This is a genomic window from Methylobacterium sp. WL120 (genome assembly GCF_008039465.1).
Lineage (GTDB): Bacteria > Pseudomonadota > Alphaproteobacteria > Rhizobiales > Beijerinckiaceae > Methylobacterium > Methylobacterium cerastii.
In genome coordinates this window covers 1-14,880 of sequence record NZ_VRUT01000015.1, presented here as the reverse complement: position 1 = coordinate 14,880, position 14,880 = coordinate 1, and the positions used below count along the sequence as shown (strand labels likewise).

18 protein-coding genes are annotated in these 14,880 nt (G+C 69.9%); 6 read left to right on the top strand and 12 right to left on the bottom strand.

Annotated elements, in window-relative coordinates; all coding sequences use genetic code 11:
• Positions 1-110: 110 nt before the first annotated feature.
• The 5 genes from FV229_RS05190 to FV229_RS05170 all read right to left on the bottom strand — a co-directional run bounded on the left by FV229_RS05190 (position 111) and on the right by FV229_RS05170 (position 5,002).
• A complete protein-coding gene (locus tag FV229_RS05190; protein WP_147750936.1) occupies positions 111-3,029 on the bottom strand; it encodes a bifunctional [glutamine synthetase] adenylyltransferase/[glutamine synthetase]-adenylyl-L-tyrosine phosphorylase in 2,919 nt (972 codons plus the stop codon).
• Positions 3,030-3,151: 122 nt separating this feature from the next.
• Positions 3,152-3,442, bottom strand: coding sequence for a hypothetical protein (locus tag FV229_RS05185; RefSeq protein ID WP_147750935.1), 291 nt, complete (start codon positions 3,440-3,442; stop codon positions 3,152-3,154).
• A gap of 389 nt (positions 3,443-3,831) precedes the next feature.
• A complete protein-coding gene (locus tag FV229_RS05180) occupies positions 3,832-4,026 on the bottom strand; it encodes a hypothetical protein (RefSeq protein ID WP_147750934.1) in 195 nt (64 codons plus the stop codon).
• Between the two features lie 155 nt (positions 4,027-4,181).
• Entirely contained in the window at positions 4,182-4,385 is a 204-nt protein-coding gene (locus FV229_RS05175) for a hypothetical protein (protein ID WP_147750933.1), read from the bottom strand.
• Positions 4,386-4,621: 236 nt separating this feature from the next.
• On the bottom strand, positions 4,622-5,002 hold the full coding sequence (locus tag FV229_RS05170) for a hypothetical protein (protein ID WP_246688058.1): 381 nt from the start codon (positions 5,000-5,002) through the stop codon (positions 4,622-4,624).
• Between the two features lie 232 nt (positions 5,003-5,234).
• Here FV229_RS05170 and FV229_RS05165 point away from each other — a divergent pair, with 232 nt between their 5' ends.
• The 3 genes from FV229_RS05165 (at position 5,235) to FV229_RS05155 (ending at position 7,040) form a co-directional block, all read left to right on the top strand.
• A complete protein-coding gene (locus tag FV229_RS05165; protein ID WP_147750931.1) occupies positions 5,235-5,534 on the top strand; it encodes a hypothetical protein in 300 nt (99 codons plus the stop codon).
• A 234-nt stretch (positions 5,535-5,768) separates the two neighbouring features.
• On the top strand, positions 5,769-6,578 hold the full coding sequence (locus tag FV229_RS05160) for a hypothetical protein (RefSeq protein WP_147750930.1): 810 nt from the start codon (positions 5,769-5,771) through the stop codon (positions 6,576-6,578).
• Positions 6,579-6,581: 3 nt separating this feature from the next.
• Positions 6,582-7,040, top strand: coding sequence for a hypothetical protein (locus FV229_RS05155; protein ID WP_147750929.1), 459 nt, complete (start codon positions 6,582-6,584; stop codon positions 7,038-7,040).
• An 84-nt stretch (positions 7,041-7,124) separates the two neighbouring features.
• Here the strand turns inward: FV229_RS05155 and FV229_RS05150 are convergent, their stop codons facing one another.
• Positions 7,125-7,367: a hypothetical protein gene (locus FV229_RS05150; protein WP_147750928.1), complete on the bottom strand. Its 243-nt coding sequence runs from the start codon at positions 7,365-7,367 to the stop codon at positions 7,125-7,127.
• Between the two features lie 374 nt (positions 7,368-7,741).
• Here FV229_RS05150 and FV229_RS05145 point away from each other — a divergent pair, with 374 nt between their 5' ends.
• On the top strand, positions 7,742-8,119 hold the full coding sequence (locus FV229_RS05145) for a DUF4440 domain-containing protein (protein WP_147750927.1): 378 nt from the start codon (positions 7,742-7,744) through the stop codon (positions 8,117-8,119).
• Positions 8,120-8,285: 166 nt separating this feature from the next.
• Here the strand turns inward: FV229_RS05145 and FV229_RS27265 are convergent, their stop codons facing one another.
• Together FV229_RS27265 and FV229_RS05140 are read right to left on the bottom strand one after the other, a co-directional pair.
• Positions 8,286-8,459 carry a hypothetical protein gene (locus tag FV229_RS27265; RefSeq protein ID WP_187275067.1) on the bottom strand — a complete coding sequence of 58 codons (174 nt, stop codon included), beginning with the start codon at positions 8,457-8,459 and terminating at the stop codon, positions 8,286-8,288.
• Positions 8,460-8,471: 12 nt separating this feature from the next.
• A complete protein-coding gene (locus FV229_RS05140) occupies positions 8,472-8,894 on the bottom strand; it encodes a hypothetical protein (RefSeq protein ID WP_147750926.1) in 423 nt (140 codons plus the stop codon).
• 541 nt (positions 8,895-9,435) lie between these two features.
• Here FV229_RS05140 and FV229_RS05135 point away from each other — a divergent pair.
• Positions 9,436-9,681, top strand: coding sequence for a hypothetical protein (locus FV229_RS05135; RefSeq protein WP_147750925.1), 246 nt, complete (start codon positions 9,436-9,438; stop codon positions 9,679-9,681).
• Between the two features lie 648 nt (positions 9,682-10,329).
• Here the strand turns inward: FV229_RS05135 and FV229_RS05125 are convergent.
• Positions 10,330-11,577 carry a nucleotide disphospho-sugar-binding domain-containing protein gene (locus FV229_RS05125; RefSeq protein WP_147750924.1) on the bottom strand — a complete coding sequence of 416 codons (1,248 nt, stop codon included), beginning with the start codon at positions 11,575-11,577 and terminating at the stop codon, positions 10,330-10,332.
• A gap of 254 nt (positions 11,578-11,831) precedes the next feature.
• Between FV229_RS05125 and FV229_RS05120 the strand changes: the two genes are divergently transcribed.
• Entirely contained in the window at positions 11,832-12,815 is a 984-nt protein-coding gene (locus FV229_RS05120; RefSeq protein WP_147750923.1) for an SDR family oxidoreductase, read from the top strand.
• 34 nt (positions 12,816-12,849) lie between these two features.
• Here FV229_RS05120 and FV229_RS05115 read toward each other — a convergent pair whose 3' ends face one another.
• The 3 genes from FV229_RS05115 to FV229_RS05105 all read right to left on the bottom strand — a co-directional run bounded on the left by FV229_RS05115 (position 12,850) and on the right by FV229_RS05105 (position 14,290).
• Complete coding sequence (locus FV229_RS05115; protein ID WP_246685653.1) at positions 12,850-13,095, bottom strand: hypothetical protein; 246 nt, start codon at positions 13,093-13,095, stop codon at positions 12,850-12,852.
• A 72-nt stretch (positions 13,096-13,167) separates the two neighbouring features.
• Positions 13,168-13,401 (bottom strand): hypothetical protein, encoded by a 234-nt coding sequence (locus tag FV229_RS05110; protein WP_147750922.1) that lies wholly within the window; start codon positions 13,399-13,401, stop codon positions 13,168-13,170.
• 148 nt (positions 13,402-13,549) lie between these two features.
• Positions 13,550-14,290, bottom strand: a complete 741-nt coding sequence (locus tag FV229_RS05105; protein WP_147750921.1) for a CDP-diacylglycerol diphosphatase — start codon at positions 14,288-14,290, stop codon at positions 13,550-13,552.
• Positions 14,291-14,880 lie beyond the last annotated feature (590 nt).

The following is a 14,880-nucleotide window of genomic DNA, read 5'->3' as shown; positions in this document are numbered from 1 at the left end:
GCGACACCACGGGTGAAGCCGAAACGACAGGATTGCGTCGGCCTACCACAACCCAATGCTTGTAACTATCGCAGATGTGCAACTGAGAGGCACAATTCGTGACGGCGAGATCAGTCCGTCGCGCGGCGGAGTCCGAGGAGGGTCTTCCGGGTTGCGCGACGCTCGGCCTGGATCTGCGCCACCAGGGTCTCGGCGCTCGGCACGCCCATCGCGGTGGCCATCCGGGCCAGGGCGCCGCGCGACGGCGCCGTCCCGTCCGCGCCGACGAGGCGCTGCCAGTGATGCACGGCATCGAACAGGCGATAGGCGTCGGCGAGCCGCCCGGCGGCGTCGACGGGAAGCACTCCGCTCGCGCCGGCCTGCTCCAGCACCGCGTCGGCGGTGGCGCCGACGAGCGCTGGCTGCTCGTGCGCATGGCCGAGCACCAGGGCCTGGGCGAGGAACTCGAGGTCGAGCAGGGCGCCCGGCGCCATCTTGAGGTCGAGCGGCCCGCGATGGCCCTTCTCGCGCGCGACCAGCCCGCGCATGTCCCGCGCCGCCCGGCACACCGCACCGGCGTCGCGGACCTGCGCCACCGTCTCGCGGATACCGGCTTCGATCTCGGCGCCGAGGCCCGGGTCGCCCGCGATCACCCGCGCCCGGGTCAGCACCATGTGCTCCCAGACCTCGGCCTCGCTCCGGTGGTAGGCAAGGAAGCCGCGGACCTGCACCGCCGTCGGGCTGTGCTCGCCGCCGGGCCGCAGGCGGAGGTCCACGGCGTAGAGACCACCGCGGCGGGTCTGGACCGTCAGCGCCGCGTAGAGCCGTTGTGCGAGGCGGTTGTAGGCCACCACCGCGTCGATCGCCCGCCGTCCCGTCGTGGTCCGGTCCTCGGGGTCGAAGTCGTAGACGATCACGAGGTCGAGGTCGGACTCCGCCGTGAGCTGGCGCGAGCCGAGGCGGCCGATGGCGAGGATCGCGCAGCGCCCCTTCGGAACGGCGCCGTATTCCGCGGCGAAGACGCGCTCGACCGCTGCGAGGCTCGCAGTGACCGCAGCTTCGGCGATCGTCGAATAGGCCTCGCCGGCCTGGGCCGCCGACAGGATGCCCGAGAGCAGGCGCGCGCCGGTGACGAAGCGCAGTTGCCGGGCGGCGTCGCGGCTGCGGTCGAGGAAGGTCTCGTGGTCGGCCGGGCTGCCGACCAGCGCCGCGTACTGCGCGGCGACCGCGGCTGGATCGGTCGTCGGCGCGACGAAGTCCGGGTCGAGCACCGCGTCGAGCACGTGCGGGCCGGTCCCGACGGTAGCGGCCAGCCGCGGCGCGGTGCCGAGGATGTCGGAGAACAGCAGGCGCAGGCGTTCGTGCGCCAGCAGGATCGTCAGGAGCTCGGACGCGTCCGGCATCCGGGCGAAGGCGTGGTCGAGGGTGTTGAGCGCCGCATCCGGCTCCGCGGTGCCGCCGAGCGCCTGGAGCAGGCTCGGCAGAAGCTCGGTCAGCACGGCGCGGGCGCGGGCGGTCCGCACCGCGGGCCGGCGCCCGAAATGCCAGCCGCGCACGGTCTCGAGGGTACGGGCCGGATCGGTGAAGCCGAGGGCCGCCAAGGTCGCCAGCGTGGCGGGATCGTCCTCGCTGCCGCTGAAGACGAGGTCGCCGACCTCTGCCGACAGGCTCGGCGCGGTCTCGAACAGCAGGACGTAATGCGCCTGCACCCGGCCGGCATGGCGCAGGAGCGCCGCCTCGAACGCGGCGCGGGTCTCGAAGCCGCAGAACCGCGCGAAGGCTGCGAGGTCGTCGCCGTCGAGCGGCAGGCGCTGGGTCTGCTCGTCGCGCCGCATCTGCAGGCGATGCTCGATCGTGCGCAGGAACGCGTAGGCCGCGGCGAGCTCGTCGTGGGCGGCGGCGTCGATCCAGCCGGCCTGCGTCAGCGCGCCGAGCATCGGCACCGTGCGGCTGCCGCGCAATTCGGGCCGCCTGCCGCCGAAGACCAGTTGCTGGGTCTGCACGAAGAACTCGATCTCGCGGATGCCGCCGCGGCCGAGCTTGATGTCGTGGCCGCCCACCGCCAGCGCCTCGTGGCCGCGCACCATGTGGATCTGGCGCTTCATCGCGTGGATGTCGGCGATGGCGGCGAAATCGAAGTACTTGCGCCAGATGAAGGGCGTCAGCTCGGCGAGGAACCGTGCCCCGGCGGCGCGGTCTCCGGCGATCGGCCGCGCCTTGATGAAGGCCGCCCGCTCCCAGTTCTGGCCGAGCGACTGGTAGTAGTCGAAGGCGAAGTCGGTGGAGAGCGCGACCGCTGTCGAGCCGGGATCGGGCCGCAGCCGGTAGTCGACGCGGTGGACGTAGCCCTCGGACGTGCGCTCTTCCAGGAGCTTCGCGATGCCCTGCGCGAGCTTGGCGAAGAACGGTTTCGCCTCGACGTTCTCGCCGAGCGGCGCGACGGCGGCGTCGAAGAACATGATCAGGTCGACGTCGCTGGAATAGTTGAGCTCGCCCCCGCCGAGCTTGCCGAGGCCCAGGACCACGAGGCCCGAGCCGGCTTGGGGGGCCTCGGGGTCGGCCGGGCGAAACTTCCCCGTGCCCGCGGCCTGGAGCAGGAGCGCGTCGGCGGCGGCGCCGACCGACGCGTCGGCGAAGTCCGACAGGGCCTTCGTCACGGTGGCCAAGTCCCACAGGCCGCCGAGGTCGGCGAGCGCCACGAGCAGGGCGTGCTCCGCGCGGTTGCGCCGAAGGACCTGCCCGATCGCGGCGAGGTCCGGCCTGGTTCCGCCCGCACGCCCGGCGACCCGCTGCCGTGTCGTGATCGCCGCGTCCGCCGCCTCCGGGGCCTGCCCCGCCAACGCCACGAACCGGTCCGGCGCCTGTGCGATCAGCCGCCACAGGAAGGGGGCGTGGTCGGCGATCCCGAGGAGGAGCGCGCGCATCGGCGGCGTGACGAACCGCGGCGGAAAGGCGGGCTCGACGTCGCCGAGGCGCGCGGCGGCGGTGCCCGGATCATGGAGGCCGGGTGCCGCCCGCAGGCGATCGTGCAACGAATCGAGGGCTGGCATCGGCGACCCGTCCGTGGCTGGAATTTCGAGGCCCGCGTGCCGGTCCTCCGATCGGCCGTCACGCTAGCCGATCGCGGTCGGCTTGGGGATGCGCGCGCCTCCCACAAGTGCCGTCGGGGGCCCTATTCCAGCATCTCGAGCGTGCGCAGCACCGCCATGCCGACACGTTCGGCATCGATCTCGCCGGCCTCCGTCCGGGGCAGGACCGCGACGGCCTCGACGCGGTCGCCGACGAGCGGCCCGACGACGACTTTCAACACTTCTCCCGCCGGCGAGCCGGGATCGGCTACCAGGGCGACGACGTGGCCGGCCGCCTCGCCGTAGATCCGCAGCGGTTCGAGCGCGATCTCCTCGGGCACCTCGGCGTCGGGCTGCGGCGGGCGACCGAAAGTCGGGCGAATCACGTTGGTCATGCGCCGGGTCCTTTCGAATCGTCGTGGCCGTGTCTGTTGAGCGAGGCTCGGGCGCTGGGTCATCGAACGGGCGGCCATCCCTCGCGGCTCGATGCCCTCCGCTCGCCGAGATGTCATCGCGGCGGCCCTCGCAGGACGCCCCATCGTGCTTGTGAGCGGATGCCGTCGCCGCTAAGAGGCGGACCCCGGGCAGAAAAAAGGCCGCCCCCAAAGGAGCGGCCCGAAGTCTAGGGAGGAAACGCCCAAGATGGGCAGCGGGACGGCGACGCCATCGCTATCCCGCAATGCACAAATAGCCCTTCGCGCCGCACCATGCAAGCCTCGGTTGGTCCGCTCGGACTACTAAGCGCGGCGGCCGGGTTTCTCTCGTCACGCGGTCGGACGAAGCCTCACGACCCGAGCTGCCGGTCGTGGTCGAGCTGCCGCATGAGTTCGGCCAAGCGCGGATCGAGCGCTTCGTCGATCACCGGCTCGTAGAGCGCCTGGAGGTGGCGCCCGAGGCGCTGGCGGGTCAACGCGTCGAGGGTCGGCGTCGCATCCGGCTTGGCGACGACGGGCTGGGCTTGGCGGTTCGTGTCGAGCATCGACATTACATTGGCGCCGGCGCCGACTTGGCAACCATCTCCGGTCGAACCCCGTGTGCCAAATCGGCGACGGGTTGTGCCGGAAAACGGAACGGCGCGAACCGTAAGGTCCGCGCCGCGCCTTTCGTTGAATACGCTGATGCGTGTTCGACCGTTTAGCGGTCGCCGACGCCCGACAGGAGCTTCTCGATCTGCCCCAGGCCGCTCTCGCGGGCCTTCGCCTCGCTGGGCAGGCTCCGGTCGGAGCGCTGGGTCAGCTTGCCGTTCTTACGGATGGCCCACTGGTAGGAACCGCCGTCGGCCTTCGGGGGAATGATCTCCAGGGAGTACGGATGGATGTTCGTTGATGTCTCGCTCATGAGCCTATTATGCCACGGACGCGGTTCCAGTCCAAGTCCGGACTGAAACCGCGGATGCAGATGCCGCATCGGGCGCTCCGCGAAGCGAGTCCTCGGGCTGCGCGATCCTGGCGGCACGCGTGAAAATCTTGAGCTTGGATCGGCCTGCCGACCTACGGTGGCGCGCGGCGCGAACGCAGCATCGGCGGACGCCGATCTTGTCGAATGCCCGACCGATCGATGTTCGGCCGCACGGACTACCGGGCCTTCTCGTGCTCGCCGAGGCCGACGGCCTTGAAGTCGTAGGTCGGGAAGAATTCAGTGCGGTAGGCACCCCACGCGGTGTCCTCCAGCACGCGATTGATCTCGCGAAGACGGGTCGCAGGCAGGCGCAGCACCACGATCTGGCCGACGCCCATCACGACGTTCCAGGAGACCACCTCGATGCCGGGCGGCGGGAAGGCCTTGTAGAAGCCTTGCCGCGCCAGCTGCGCGTTCAGCTCGGCGAGCGGCCGCGACTGGTCGTGCTTCAGGAAGACCGTCAGCAGGATCGCGTCCTCCGGCGTCGCCGTCGCGGTGCCCGACGGGGGGGCCGAGACGGCCTGGGCGAACGCGCTCGGAGCACCCGCGAGCACCATCGCCAGGGCCGCGAGCGGCCAGGCCGCACGAAGTGAACGCCGCATCGCAGTCTCCTCCACCAGCCCGGTTCGTCCTTCGAGACGCCGCACGGGCGAAACACCGTCTCGAAGCCTCGAACGCGGGACCGCGCTCGCGGGTCCGCACCCTGCCCGGATGAACCTCCGGCGTCTCCGCCCGTTGCCGTGCGCTTGCGCCGAATCGGTGCGACCGCCCCCGGACCTGGACAGACCGATGACCCGCACGACGCTCGCCCTCGCCTCCGCGCTCGGATTGATCCTGGCCGGTCCCGCCTCGGCGCAGATCGTGACGGGGGGCGCCGGCAACACCGGCGTCGCGCCCCCGCCCGGCACCGGGGGCGTCGGCGGCGGCGCGCGCGACCTCGGGCCGAGCCCGATCACCCGCGGCAACGAGGCCAACCCGAGCAACATGTCGGTTCCCGGCACGACCCCGAACGTGAACATCGGCGGGACGCCGACCAGCGGCCCGCCCGGCACCGGCGGCGCCGCCGGCGGTCCTTCGCTCGGCCGTTAGCTTCTCGGCGCCCTGCACGATTCGCATGGCTTCGTTGCGGGCGCCGCAAGCTCCAGGCGTCGCAATTGTGTTGCGGCGCACACGCGGTAGGGCGACCATAACCGGTGTCCGCCGCCATTCCGGCCGGCGGACACCGCGTGACGCGGCCCCGGCGAGACTCCGGAGCGCCCTCCGCCCACGGTGACGGCCCAAGGCCATCTGGGGCGTTTTACGTCTCGCTGCAGACCCACTCCCATGAACATCTCCGTTCGGATCGCGCTGACGGCGCTCGTCGTCGGCGTGGACTTCCTCGTCCTGCGCGGCGGCACGGGCGACCGGCTCGGCGCCGCGCAGGCGCGCCGCATTGCCGCCCGGCAATTCCAGGATTCCGACTGGCCGGCGGCGGAGACCGCCTGGGCCGCCACCGCCCTGGACGGCGCCGGCCCGCTCGCCGCGATCCTGTCCGTGGCGGCGCTCGCGGCGATCTGGCTCGTCGGCCGGCGCGGCGCCGGATATGCCGGGCTCGCGGTCGCGGGCCTCCTGATCGAGGGGCAACCCGAGCCGGCGCAGGCCTATTACGACACGCGCGACTATCCCGAATTCGTCGAGGTCCTGCCGAACCAGACCGCGTTCCTCATCCCCGAGGTCGGCGAGACGAAGTCCGGCCAGGCGGCCTTCATGTCCGAGCAGTTCCTCAACGAGCGCAAGGTCGCGATGAAGCGGATCCAGATCCCGCATACGCTGATCCGCAACCCGGGCTGGGCCTACGACTACTTCGTCCCCGCCGCGCGGCTGATGCTCGTCGACCGGTCGCCGGTCTCGCGCGAATGGGTGAGTGCGACCCAGCGCGGCACCTCCGTCCGCGACCAGGGCATCCGCTTCGAGACCGCCGGTTCGGTGACCCTGCGCACGGGGATCGTGGTCTCGGCCTTCGTGAAGGAGGAGGATGCGAGCAAGTTCGTCTACTGGTTCGGCGCGCGGGCCGCGGGCGGCAATTCCAGCGATCCGCAGGTGAACTTCGCCCGCGTGATCCAGGGCAAGTCGCTGGCCGAGGTCGTCGACTAGAACGTGCACCGGACGGTCCAGGCGGCGATGGCCAAGGAGTTCGGCCGACGCACCACCGACAAGGCGATCCACGGCAAGGTCGCGATCATCGAGGCTGTCGAGAAGGAGGTCCGCCGGGTCTACGAGCCGATGGGGATCACGGTGACCACCTTGGGCTATGCCGAAGGCCTGACCTTCGACAACCCCGAGATCCAGAAGGCGATCGACATGAGCTTCATGGCGATGAAGCACGCGCAGTCGGCGCAGGTGCAGATGCAGACGCTGCCGATCCAGGAGAAGATCCTAGACCTCAAGATCCGCGAGATGGACGCCCAAGGCCGCCAGACCCTGGCCGGCCGCTGGAACGGCTCGGCCGCCAACGTCCTGCCGGCGCTGCCGAACTGGGTGGTGCTGCCCGCCGGCTGGCTCGACGCGCTCAAGGCCTGGCTTCAGCCGAGCGCACCGGCGCCCGCCGCGCCCTGATCGACGCGCCTCGCACATGTGCGCGGCGAGGCGCCGCCCTCCTTCCGGACTGCGACCGACCCGGAGACGATTCGGGCCGGTCGCTCAGAGGTCCGCGGTCTGCGCGTCCCGGATCATCCGGTCGACCAGCGCCTCGCGCCTGGCCTGGCGGATGAGGATGCGGGCGGCGGCGCGGGCGTTGGCCGCGCGCGCTTCGCTACTCGGCGCGCCGTCGCGGAGCGCCCGCCAAGCGAGCCGGCGGAACCAGCGCACGTTGGCGATGACCGTCGTCCGGCGGCTCAAGGGGCCGCCGACCTCGAGGATCTGTTCCGTCGTGCGTGTGGTCATCGTCTGGCAGTCCGGATCGCGGACCCATGCTCGTCCGTGAATGAACGAGAGATGGCCGCCGCACCAAGATTCGGCAAGAGCAATGCCATTCGATTTGTGCCGAATTCAGACAGCGATGCTTCTCTCACCTGATCTACCGCACCGATCTCCGATTTCGGCCGCTGTACGAGATCGTGTTTGGAGCAACGCGACCGCTCGCCGGCCGACCGCACGATCGGTGACGCACCGCGTGGACGACCTGCGTGACGTAGACGAGGCTGTTGCCCGATGGGGAGACGTGTCGTCGCGACACGGGGCGTGCCACGGTGGGACACGGAACGAAGCGGTGCTCCCGCGCTTCTCCGATCGACTTCCTCCCGCGGCAGGAGAACACCATGGACGACGATCGGGTCTGGTCTTTCGAGAAGAGCCTCTGGGACGGGACTCCCGAGCACTACCGCGAGCTGGTCGACGAGACCTGCCTGATGGTGCTGCCGCACCCGCCCTTCGTGCTCAGCGGCACGCAGGCGATCGAGGCCGTCGCCGACACCCCCCGCTGGACCGAGGTCGCGTTCTCGAAGGGTCAGATCGCCCGGCCGCAGGAGGGCCTGATCGTGGTCGCCTATCACGTCGAGGCTTCGCGCGGCGACGAGACCTACCAAGCGAACTGCACCTCGACCTATCGCTGGCTGTCGCACGAGGTCTGGCGCGTGATCCAGCACCAGCAGACGCCGCCGCTGGTGCTGCCGGGTGCGGTCGAGAAGACCGGCTGACCGGTCGATGCCGGGCTTCGCCCCGCGCCTCTCTTGCCGGGCAGCGCTACGGCGCGCCCGGCACCTTTGCTTCCACACTCGAATGCTATTGCGACCGAGACAACCGATCGCCGTTCGACTGAGACGCTTCTGACGCGGCGGCTTGCGTCGCGCGCGCCGAGCGACGTTACGGCTTATCCTGACGGGCCGCGTCTTCGGCTTCCGTGCCAGGTCGGTCCATTGGACCGTCGACCGGCTTTGTCTTGCCATCGACGGTGTCCTGAGGGGTGATCGCCGCGCCGTCCGGCGTCGGCTTTCCCTGCGGCATGCGTTGGGCCTGCGTGTCGATGTCGTCGGTCATCGGGACAGACTTTCAGATTTCAGTTTCGCGGCGGACGATCGCAGCCTCACCCGTGCCCCTCTGCGCCAGACCCACGTCGGTTTCTTCTTCCGCGACCGCGAACGGCGGCAGGCTGATGTCATCCGTGAAGGCTCGGCCAAGGCGATCGTCGATCCGTTCGATGCCCGGTCGATCTGCAACCATACCGCTTCCGCTGTTCGTCAGAGGGTCGGCAGCGGCGTTCCGAGCGGACATGCGAACCTCACCGTATAAGAGGGCAAACGTCCCGAAGGTGTCGCGGTTCTCCGGTCCGGATGGCACTGCGACGAACGGCGTAATCTCATGGCACGAACCGGCCCCTGCGGGATCGCTCGCGAGCACAGGTGGATACGGGCGACCCATGCCGACCGGATTGGCCGATCGCAACGAAATTCCAAACCACTCCACCGCGAACATGATGGCGGCGGGACATGCACCCCGCCGCCGTTGCCTCGACGCGAAGCGAGGTTGTGATCAGAAGGTCCCGATGGCGCTCGCCGTACCGACGATGGTGGCGACGAGGCCGAAGGCGAAGGCCCCGATCATTGCGTAGCTGAATGGCTTCAGTTCCATGGTCGGTATCCTCTTTCGGTTGTGGTGACGCGGTCCGAAAACTGCCCGGCCGCGTGGCGATCAGCGTCCGATCAAACGTGGTGATGCCACCTCGGCCGTGACGTGCGAGTACGCACGCTGCACCGCAGCATGGCGCAAAGCACGGTCGCAAAGCCGATGCCACGCCGGATCGGCAGCCGTTGCGAAGCCTGCGTCGCGCCGCGTACTCGGCCGCGCCGAGCCGGCGCAAATCACCCGCATTGCGCTCAAGCTTCGAACAGGATCAAAGTACGGGGCGGACATCCGCAGACCATCGCCCGCGTGGAAGAGTACGCACACACGGCACGGTTGCATGTTTATCGATGTTAACAACCTGTGATTAAGGTTCGTGGATTGGGAGACGGGCATGCAACCGTCGGAATGCTGCATCTTTCGGATCGTGATCGCGTCCGGTCTCGGGCTGCTGATCACGGCCGCGCTGCTCTGGCGCTACTCGCCGGTCCTGGCCGTGCTGTCCGCGCCGCTCGGCGGATCGGTGGCGGCGCTCCTGGCGATGGTCGTTTTCCAGGCGGCCCGGCCCTTCGTGTCGCCCGAGCCGATAGGCGTCGACCCGAACAGCGACTACTTCGCCCGGAAGATCGGCTTTTTGTGATGTCGGGTTCGGACTGCCGCCGGTCGATCGGCGGCGATCGCGCCGTCAGCGATCGGCCTGCCGTGTCGCGCGACGGCTCGAGCTGCGAACCGTTGCAGTCCGTCCGACCCGGTGGCGGGAGCGGACGACACGCCGAGACGGTCTCGCGTAATCCTCGCCGGACCTGACAGCGATCGGGCGTGCGCCGCTTGTGTTTTGCAGGTTGTCGTAAGACCCGCGACCCGTGCGCGCCCGGTAGGCGGCACCGGCGAAATCCCCGGGCGTGGGCGGCGTGCCGGGTTGCGAGAAGCTCGTCTCCGGCCGGTAGGCCGGCCCCCAGCTGATCTCGTCGTCGCCCGCCGGGTCCTTGCCCGGAAAGCCTGTGACGTAACCGGTGCTCTGCGCAGCCGCCGTGCCGATCGGCGCCAACAGGCAGAGCAGGACGCCGAGCACGAGGATAGCTTTTTGCGCTGCATGGGGTATGGTGTGGGTCCTTCCCTTCGCGCACCGAATGCGCGTGCGTGGAGTGCTGGACCAACCCGACGCCGGACCACCGGTTCTGAGCCTGTGGTCCGCTGCCGCGGATGGCTTCGACGGACGCCTTGTCCCACGCGGTACGCCTGCTTTTGCGCGAAAGGCTCGGCATGTCCGAAGCCGCTTCGTCGATAATCAGGCCGCCATCGCCTGCTCGACGGCGTCGCAGGTCGCGTTGAGCCCGTCCTCTTGCGCCAAAAGTTGCGCAGCCTCGCGGCAGGCCTGCGCCACCTGCGGCGACCCGAGGAGCCGCTCCAGCACGCGTGCAGCACGCGGCGGTGTGAACCGGCGCCGGCTGAGCTCGGCGCCGACGCCGAGGCGCCGGAGGCGGACGGCCTCGTCGAAATGATCGAATGCCACCGGCACGAGCAGTTGTGGGATGCCGGCGGCGAGCGCCTGCGCCACGGTGCCGATGCCGCCGTGATGAACCAGGGCGGCGCAGCGCGGCAGCAGCGCGCTGAACGGCGCGTAGGCGACCCGCAGGATTTCCGGCGGCAGCGCCCCGGGCATCTGGTCGGCCTGCGGCGCCAGCAGGATGCCGCGCCGGCCCATGCGCCGGCACAGGGCGACCGCAGTCTCGAAGAACGCGCGCCCCTGCCGCATCCCTGATCCATAGGTGAAGGCGATGGGGGGCGTGCCCGCATCGAGGAAGCGCGCGACCTCGGGATCGAGCGCGGCCCGGTCGCCGTAACGGTCCGCGAGGGGAAAGCCGACCTGCACGGCCTGTTCCGGCCAATCCGCCTGCGGGCGGGCGAACCAGTTCGGGAACGTCAGCACCATCCGGGTCGGGCTGTTCCACCAATGGCGCAGGCGGCGGACCGGCGGCAGGCCGAGGCTGTCGCGGAAGGCGTTGAGGCCGGGCAGCACCGCCGGGTCGATCACGTAGCGGTCGCCGCCGCGGCCGAGCCAATGCCGGATGCGCGACGGCAGGCGTCGCGCCGCGGCCAGGCCCGGCAGCACCGGCGCCTCGCGACGGCTCTCGATCAGGAACGGGGCGACGTGGACCGTGACCAAGGGCAGGCCGAGCTTGTCCTGCGCGATGCGGGCTCCAAGGCTGTTGGGCGAGGCGACGACGATCCCGCCCCCCGCCGACCAGCGGGCCTGCACCCAAGCGAAGACCGGCTCGGTCGCCGTGGACAGCGTCTGCAGCAGCGGCTCGACCCCCCGGGTCGGGTGCCAGAGGTTCGGGTGCCGGAGGGTCCGCTCGTAATCCGCCCGCGTGCCGAGCGCGTGGAAGTCGATCCCCGCCCGCACCGCGAGGTCGCCGAACGGCGCCGGAGCGGCCAGCGCAACCCTATGGCCGCGATCTTTGAGTGCGGCGGCAAGCGCAAGAAACGGCAGCACGTCGCCATGCGAACCGAGCGTAACAAGGGAAACCTGCATCGCCTTGTATTACAAGATTTCTGACAGATGGGCTCCTACATACTGTAAGAATTATTTACTAACATGTGTTATGACCTGAGTGCGGAGGCGCACGGCTTATATACTGGTAGGACGCGGCGGATCGTCTCGGTACGTGGTTGGCGACACCCCCGCTTCACGACTGTGCGGTGGGCGCTCGTGGCGCAGCCACCTCCCGGAACTGCCCCGCCTGCCCCCGGTTCGCCTTTGGGACCGTTCCAAGACGAGGCACGAACATGGCCGACCTTCGCGGGAAGACCGTCGTCATCACAGGCGCATCGAGCGGCATCGGACGCGCGGCTTCGGAGGCGTTCGCCGCCCGGGGCAGCCGCGTCGTCCTGGCCGCCCGCAGGGCCGACGTGCTCGACGCGTTGGCGCGCGATATTCGCGGCCGCGGCGGCGAGGCCGTGGCGATCCCCACCGACGTCGCCGATCCCGAGGCCGTGTCGGCGCTGGCCGACGGGGCGGTGGGCGCGTTCGGCCGGATCGACGTCTGGATCAACAACGCCGGCGCGGGCGTGTTCGGCCCGCTCCTCGACGCGCCGCTCGATCTGCACAGGCAGACGATCGCGATCAACCTGTTGGGCGCCATCCACGGCGCCTACGCCGTGCTGCCGCACTTCCTACGTCAGGGGAGCGGCACGCTGATCAACACGGTCTCGATGGGCGGCTGGGCGCCGACGCCGTTCGCCGCGGCCTACACCGCCAGCAAGTTCGGGTTGCGCGGCTTCTCTGCCAGCCTGCGCCAGGAGCTCGCGCCTCACCGGCACATCCACGTCTGCGGCGTGTTTCCGGCGATCGTCGACACGCCCGGCCTCGAGCACGGCGCCAACGTGACCGGTAAGACGCTCAACCCCGGCCACCTGTACTATGCACCGGAAGACGTGGCCGAGACCTACTTGCGGCTTGCGCTGCACCCACGCCACGAGGTGGCGGTGGGCTGGCCTGCGCGTCTGGCCCAGGTCGGCTACGCCCTCGCACCGTCCGTGACCGAACGGATGATGGGGGCGGGTTTCCGCCGCGCGCTCGACAGGGCCGACCCCGGCCCACGCACGCATGGTGCCTTGCGTCAGCCGAAGCCCGAAGGCACCCGGGCCGACGGTGGCTGGCGCGACCGCAAGGGCGTTCCCTCGGCAGGTCGCCTCAGTCTCGGGCTCGTGCTTGCGGCGGCCTGGGGGACGGTGCTTCTCGGCAGCGCGTTGTCCGCGCGCCGATCCTAATCGGCGAACGAAGCGCCATCCTGCCGGCAGGCCTCTACCGCTCGGCGTGAAGGCTCTTGATGAAGCGCCGCGCGATCTCGCGCACCGCCTCGTCGTCGCGAGCCTCGCCATGGGCCTTGTCCCAGAGATGGTCGAGGCTGCCGTCGAGCTCGTCGAGGAGTTCCGGGTGGCGCTGCGCCACGAAGCGGATCGTGCCGAAGAGAAGGTGCTCGACGGCCATCTCCCGGCGGCGCGCGTCGATGAGGGCGTCGGAGGCTTGGGCGGGGGGCTGATCGGTCATGGCGGATCAACGAACGCCATCCGCGTTCGGTTCGCGCGAGGGCGACGTCGCGAGTGCCGCAGCGTGGACGTGTCAGGTCAACCAGCGCTCGTCGATGTCGGTCGCGTTCCACGCGGCCATCGGTTGCCGCTCGTCGCCTTCTGCGAACACCACCAGGTCGTCGGGGCCGACGTCGTGCACTGCGAACCAGTCCCAGCGCCGGTGGATCACCCGAGGGCCGCCGAAGATGCGGACGGCGTTCCAGTAGCGGTCGTCCTTGAAGCCGACGTAGTGGACGCAGCGCGGCGGCCCGGCCGGCTCAGACATTCGCATCGAAGATCGTCTCGCGGCCGCCCGGCGGCCCGTCGGCGGCGGGCGCGATGCGAGGACGAGCGGTGGCGGGTCGATGCATCGATCCAGGATAGCCCCAGCGTTCGGCGTGTCGAGGAAGCGCGTCGTCGCGCCGGGTGCCGTCTCACCGCGCCGCGGTGCAGGCGTGATCCATCAGGTCCTCGGCGCTCGCCCGCGGTGCGCGGTAGGCGAGCACGTAGAAGCCTGGCTCGGAGTCGCCGGCCGTGGTGGCCACGGCGGCGAAGCTCGTCTCGCGCAGGTCCCGCCGGCCGGGCAGCCGGGCCAGCGCCGCGAAGGGGTTGAAGCGCGCCGCCTCGGCCGCCGGCAACCGCATCGCGAGGTAACGGTCGCCGGCGAGCGCGACCGGGAACGGCGCCCAGCTGCCGCGGATCGCCTGCGCGTGCGCCTTTAGGGATGCCAGAACCCGCGGCTTCATGCAGTCGAGATGGATGTGAAGCTGATCCTGGCTGCGGCCGCGCGCCGAGTTCACCGCGAGGCCGACCTCGGCCACCGGCACGCGGCCCTTCAGCGGATCCGACACCAAGCGCCGCGCCGCCAGGGCTGCGCGCCAGTAGGCGGCGCCGCGCGCCCCGCGCAACACCGTCGCCTCGAGCCCGGCCACCGACTGGGTCGGCATCACCACGACGTGGGTCGGTTCGCCCGGCGCGCGCAAAACCGCAGTGCCGGGGCGGTCCGCGTCGCCGAGATCCACGTCGAGGCACGGAAAGGTCCGGTTGGCGACCGTCTTAGCGAGCACGCAGGTCTTCAGCGCGGCCCAAAGCACGTCCCGGCTCGGATCGCCTGCGGAGCGTGCGGGTACCGGCAAGACGGCCAAGAGGATCAGGAGCGGCACGATCCGACGCATCACGATCCCCAGCTCACAACGAGCGAACGCGACACGGCTTCAGACGATCGTCAGGCATGAAAAAACCCGCCACGTCGGAGGCCGGGCGGGTTCGATGAATGGTAGCGGGAGAGGGACTCGAACCCCCGACACGAGGATTATGATCTGAGCTTGAGCAGAAGCAAGTCATTGATCCAATGAACTTTTTCAGTATGTGTGCTAGGAACGCGCTAGGCATGGTATTCCGGCAGGTCGTGGTGCGCTTGCTACTAAAGGTTGCCCATTGGCGCGAGCTTTGACGCCGTTGTTGTTAGCTTTTGACCGCAAGCGGTTGGCAAGTGAACCTCTGATTATCCACTGGACTGCGGTAGCGTTAAACTCGAAGGCACGCGCGCCGCTCATCCAATGGTCGCCGCCGCAAGGACAAACGCCCTGCTGGGCGCTTGTCCTTATTGTCCGCTCCGCCGACCGACAAGGTCAGTTTGCCCGGGCGACCTCGACGAGGTTGTCCGAGAAGGACGGCGCGTGGCCCATGTCGGTGAAGGCGCCCGACGAGATGCTGTTGACCGTGCCCTCGTTGAGCTGGCGCCAGTAGCCCAGCGTCGCGACCA

Excerpts from the sequence above, each read along its gene's own strand:
- FV229_RS05190 (WP_147750936.1), bottom strand. The coding sequence starts at position 3,029 with ATGCCAGCCCTCGATTCGTTGCACGATCGCCTGCGGGCGGCACCCGGC.
- FV229_RS05185 (WP_147750935.1), bottom strand. The coding sequence starts at position 3,442 with ATGACCAACGTGATTCGCCCGACTTTCGGTCGCCCGCCGCAGCCCGAC.
- FV229_RS05180 (WP_147750934.1), bottom strand. The coding sequence starts at position 4,026 with ATGCTCGACACGAACCGCCAAGCCCAGCCCGTCGTCGCCAAGCCGGAT.
- FV229_RS05175 (WP_147750933.1), bottom strand. The coding sequence starts at position 4,385 with ATGAGCGAGACATCAACGAACATCCATCCGTACTCCCTGGAGATCATT.
- FV229_RS05170 (WP_246688058.1), bottom strand. The coding sequence starts at position 5,002 with ATGGTGCTCGCGGGTGCTCCGAGCGCGTTCGCCCAGGCCGTCTCGGCC.
- FV229_RS05165 (WP_147750931.1), top strand. The coding sequence starts at position 5,235 with ATGACCCGCACGACGCTCGCCCTCGCCTCCGCGCTCGGATTGATCCTG.
- FV229_RS05160 (WP_147750930.1), top strand. The coding sequence starts at position 5,769 with ATGAACATCTCCGTTCGGATCGCGCTGACGGCGCTCGTCGTCGGCGTG.
- FV229_RS05150 (WP_147750928.1), bottom strand. The coding sequence starts at position 7,367 with ATGACCACACGCACGACGGAACAGATCCTCGAGGTCGGCGGCCCCTTG.
- FV229_RS05145 (WP_147750927.1), top strand. The coding sequence starts at position 7,742 with ATGGACGACGATCGGGTCTGGTCTTTCGAGAAGAGCCTCTGGGACGGG.
- FV229_RS27265 (WP_187275067.1), bottom strand. The coding sequence starts at position 8,459 with ATGACCGACGACATCGACACGCAGGCCCAACGCATGCCGCAGGGAAAG.
- FV229_RS05140 (WP_147750926.1), bottom strand. The coding sequence starts at position 8,894 with ATGTTCGCGGTGGAGTGGTTTGGAATTTCGTTGCGATCGGCCAATCCG.
- FV229_RS05135 (WP_147750925.1), top strand. The coding sequence starts at position 9,436 with ATGCAACCGTCGGAATGCTGCATCTTTCGGATCGTGATCGCGTCCGGT.
- FV229_RS05125 (WP_147750924.1), bottom strand. The coding sequence starts at position 11,577 with ATGCAGGTTTCCCTTGTTACGCTCGGTTCGCATGGCGACGTGCTGCCG.
- FV229_RS05120 (WP_147750923.1), top strand. The coding sequence starts at position 11,832 with ATGGCCGACCTTCGCGGGAAGACCGTCGTCATCACAGGCGCATCGAGC.
- FV229_RS05115 (WP_246685653.1), bottom strand. The coding sequence starts at position 13,095 with ATGACCGATCAGCCCCCCGCCCAAGCCTCCGACGCCCTCATCGACGCG.
- FV229_RS05110 (WP_147750922.1), bottom strand. The coding sequence starts at position 13,401 with ATGTCTGAGCCGGCCGGGCCGCCGCGCTGCGTCCACTACGTCGGCTTC.
- FV229_RS05105 (WP_147750921.1), bottom strand. The coding sequence starts at position 14,290 with ATGCGTCGGATCGTGCCGCTCCTGATCCTCTTGGCCGTCTTGCCGGTA.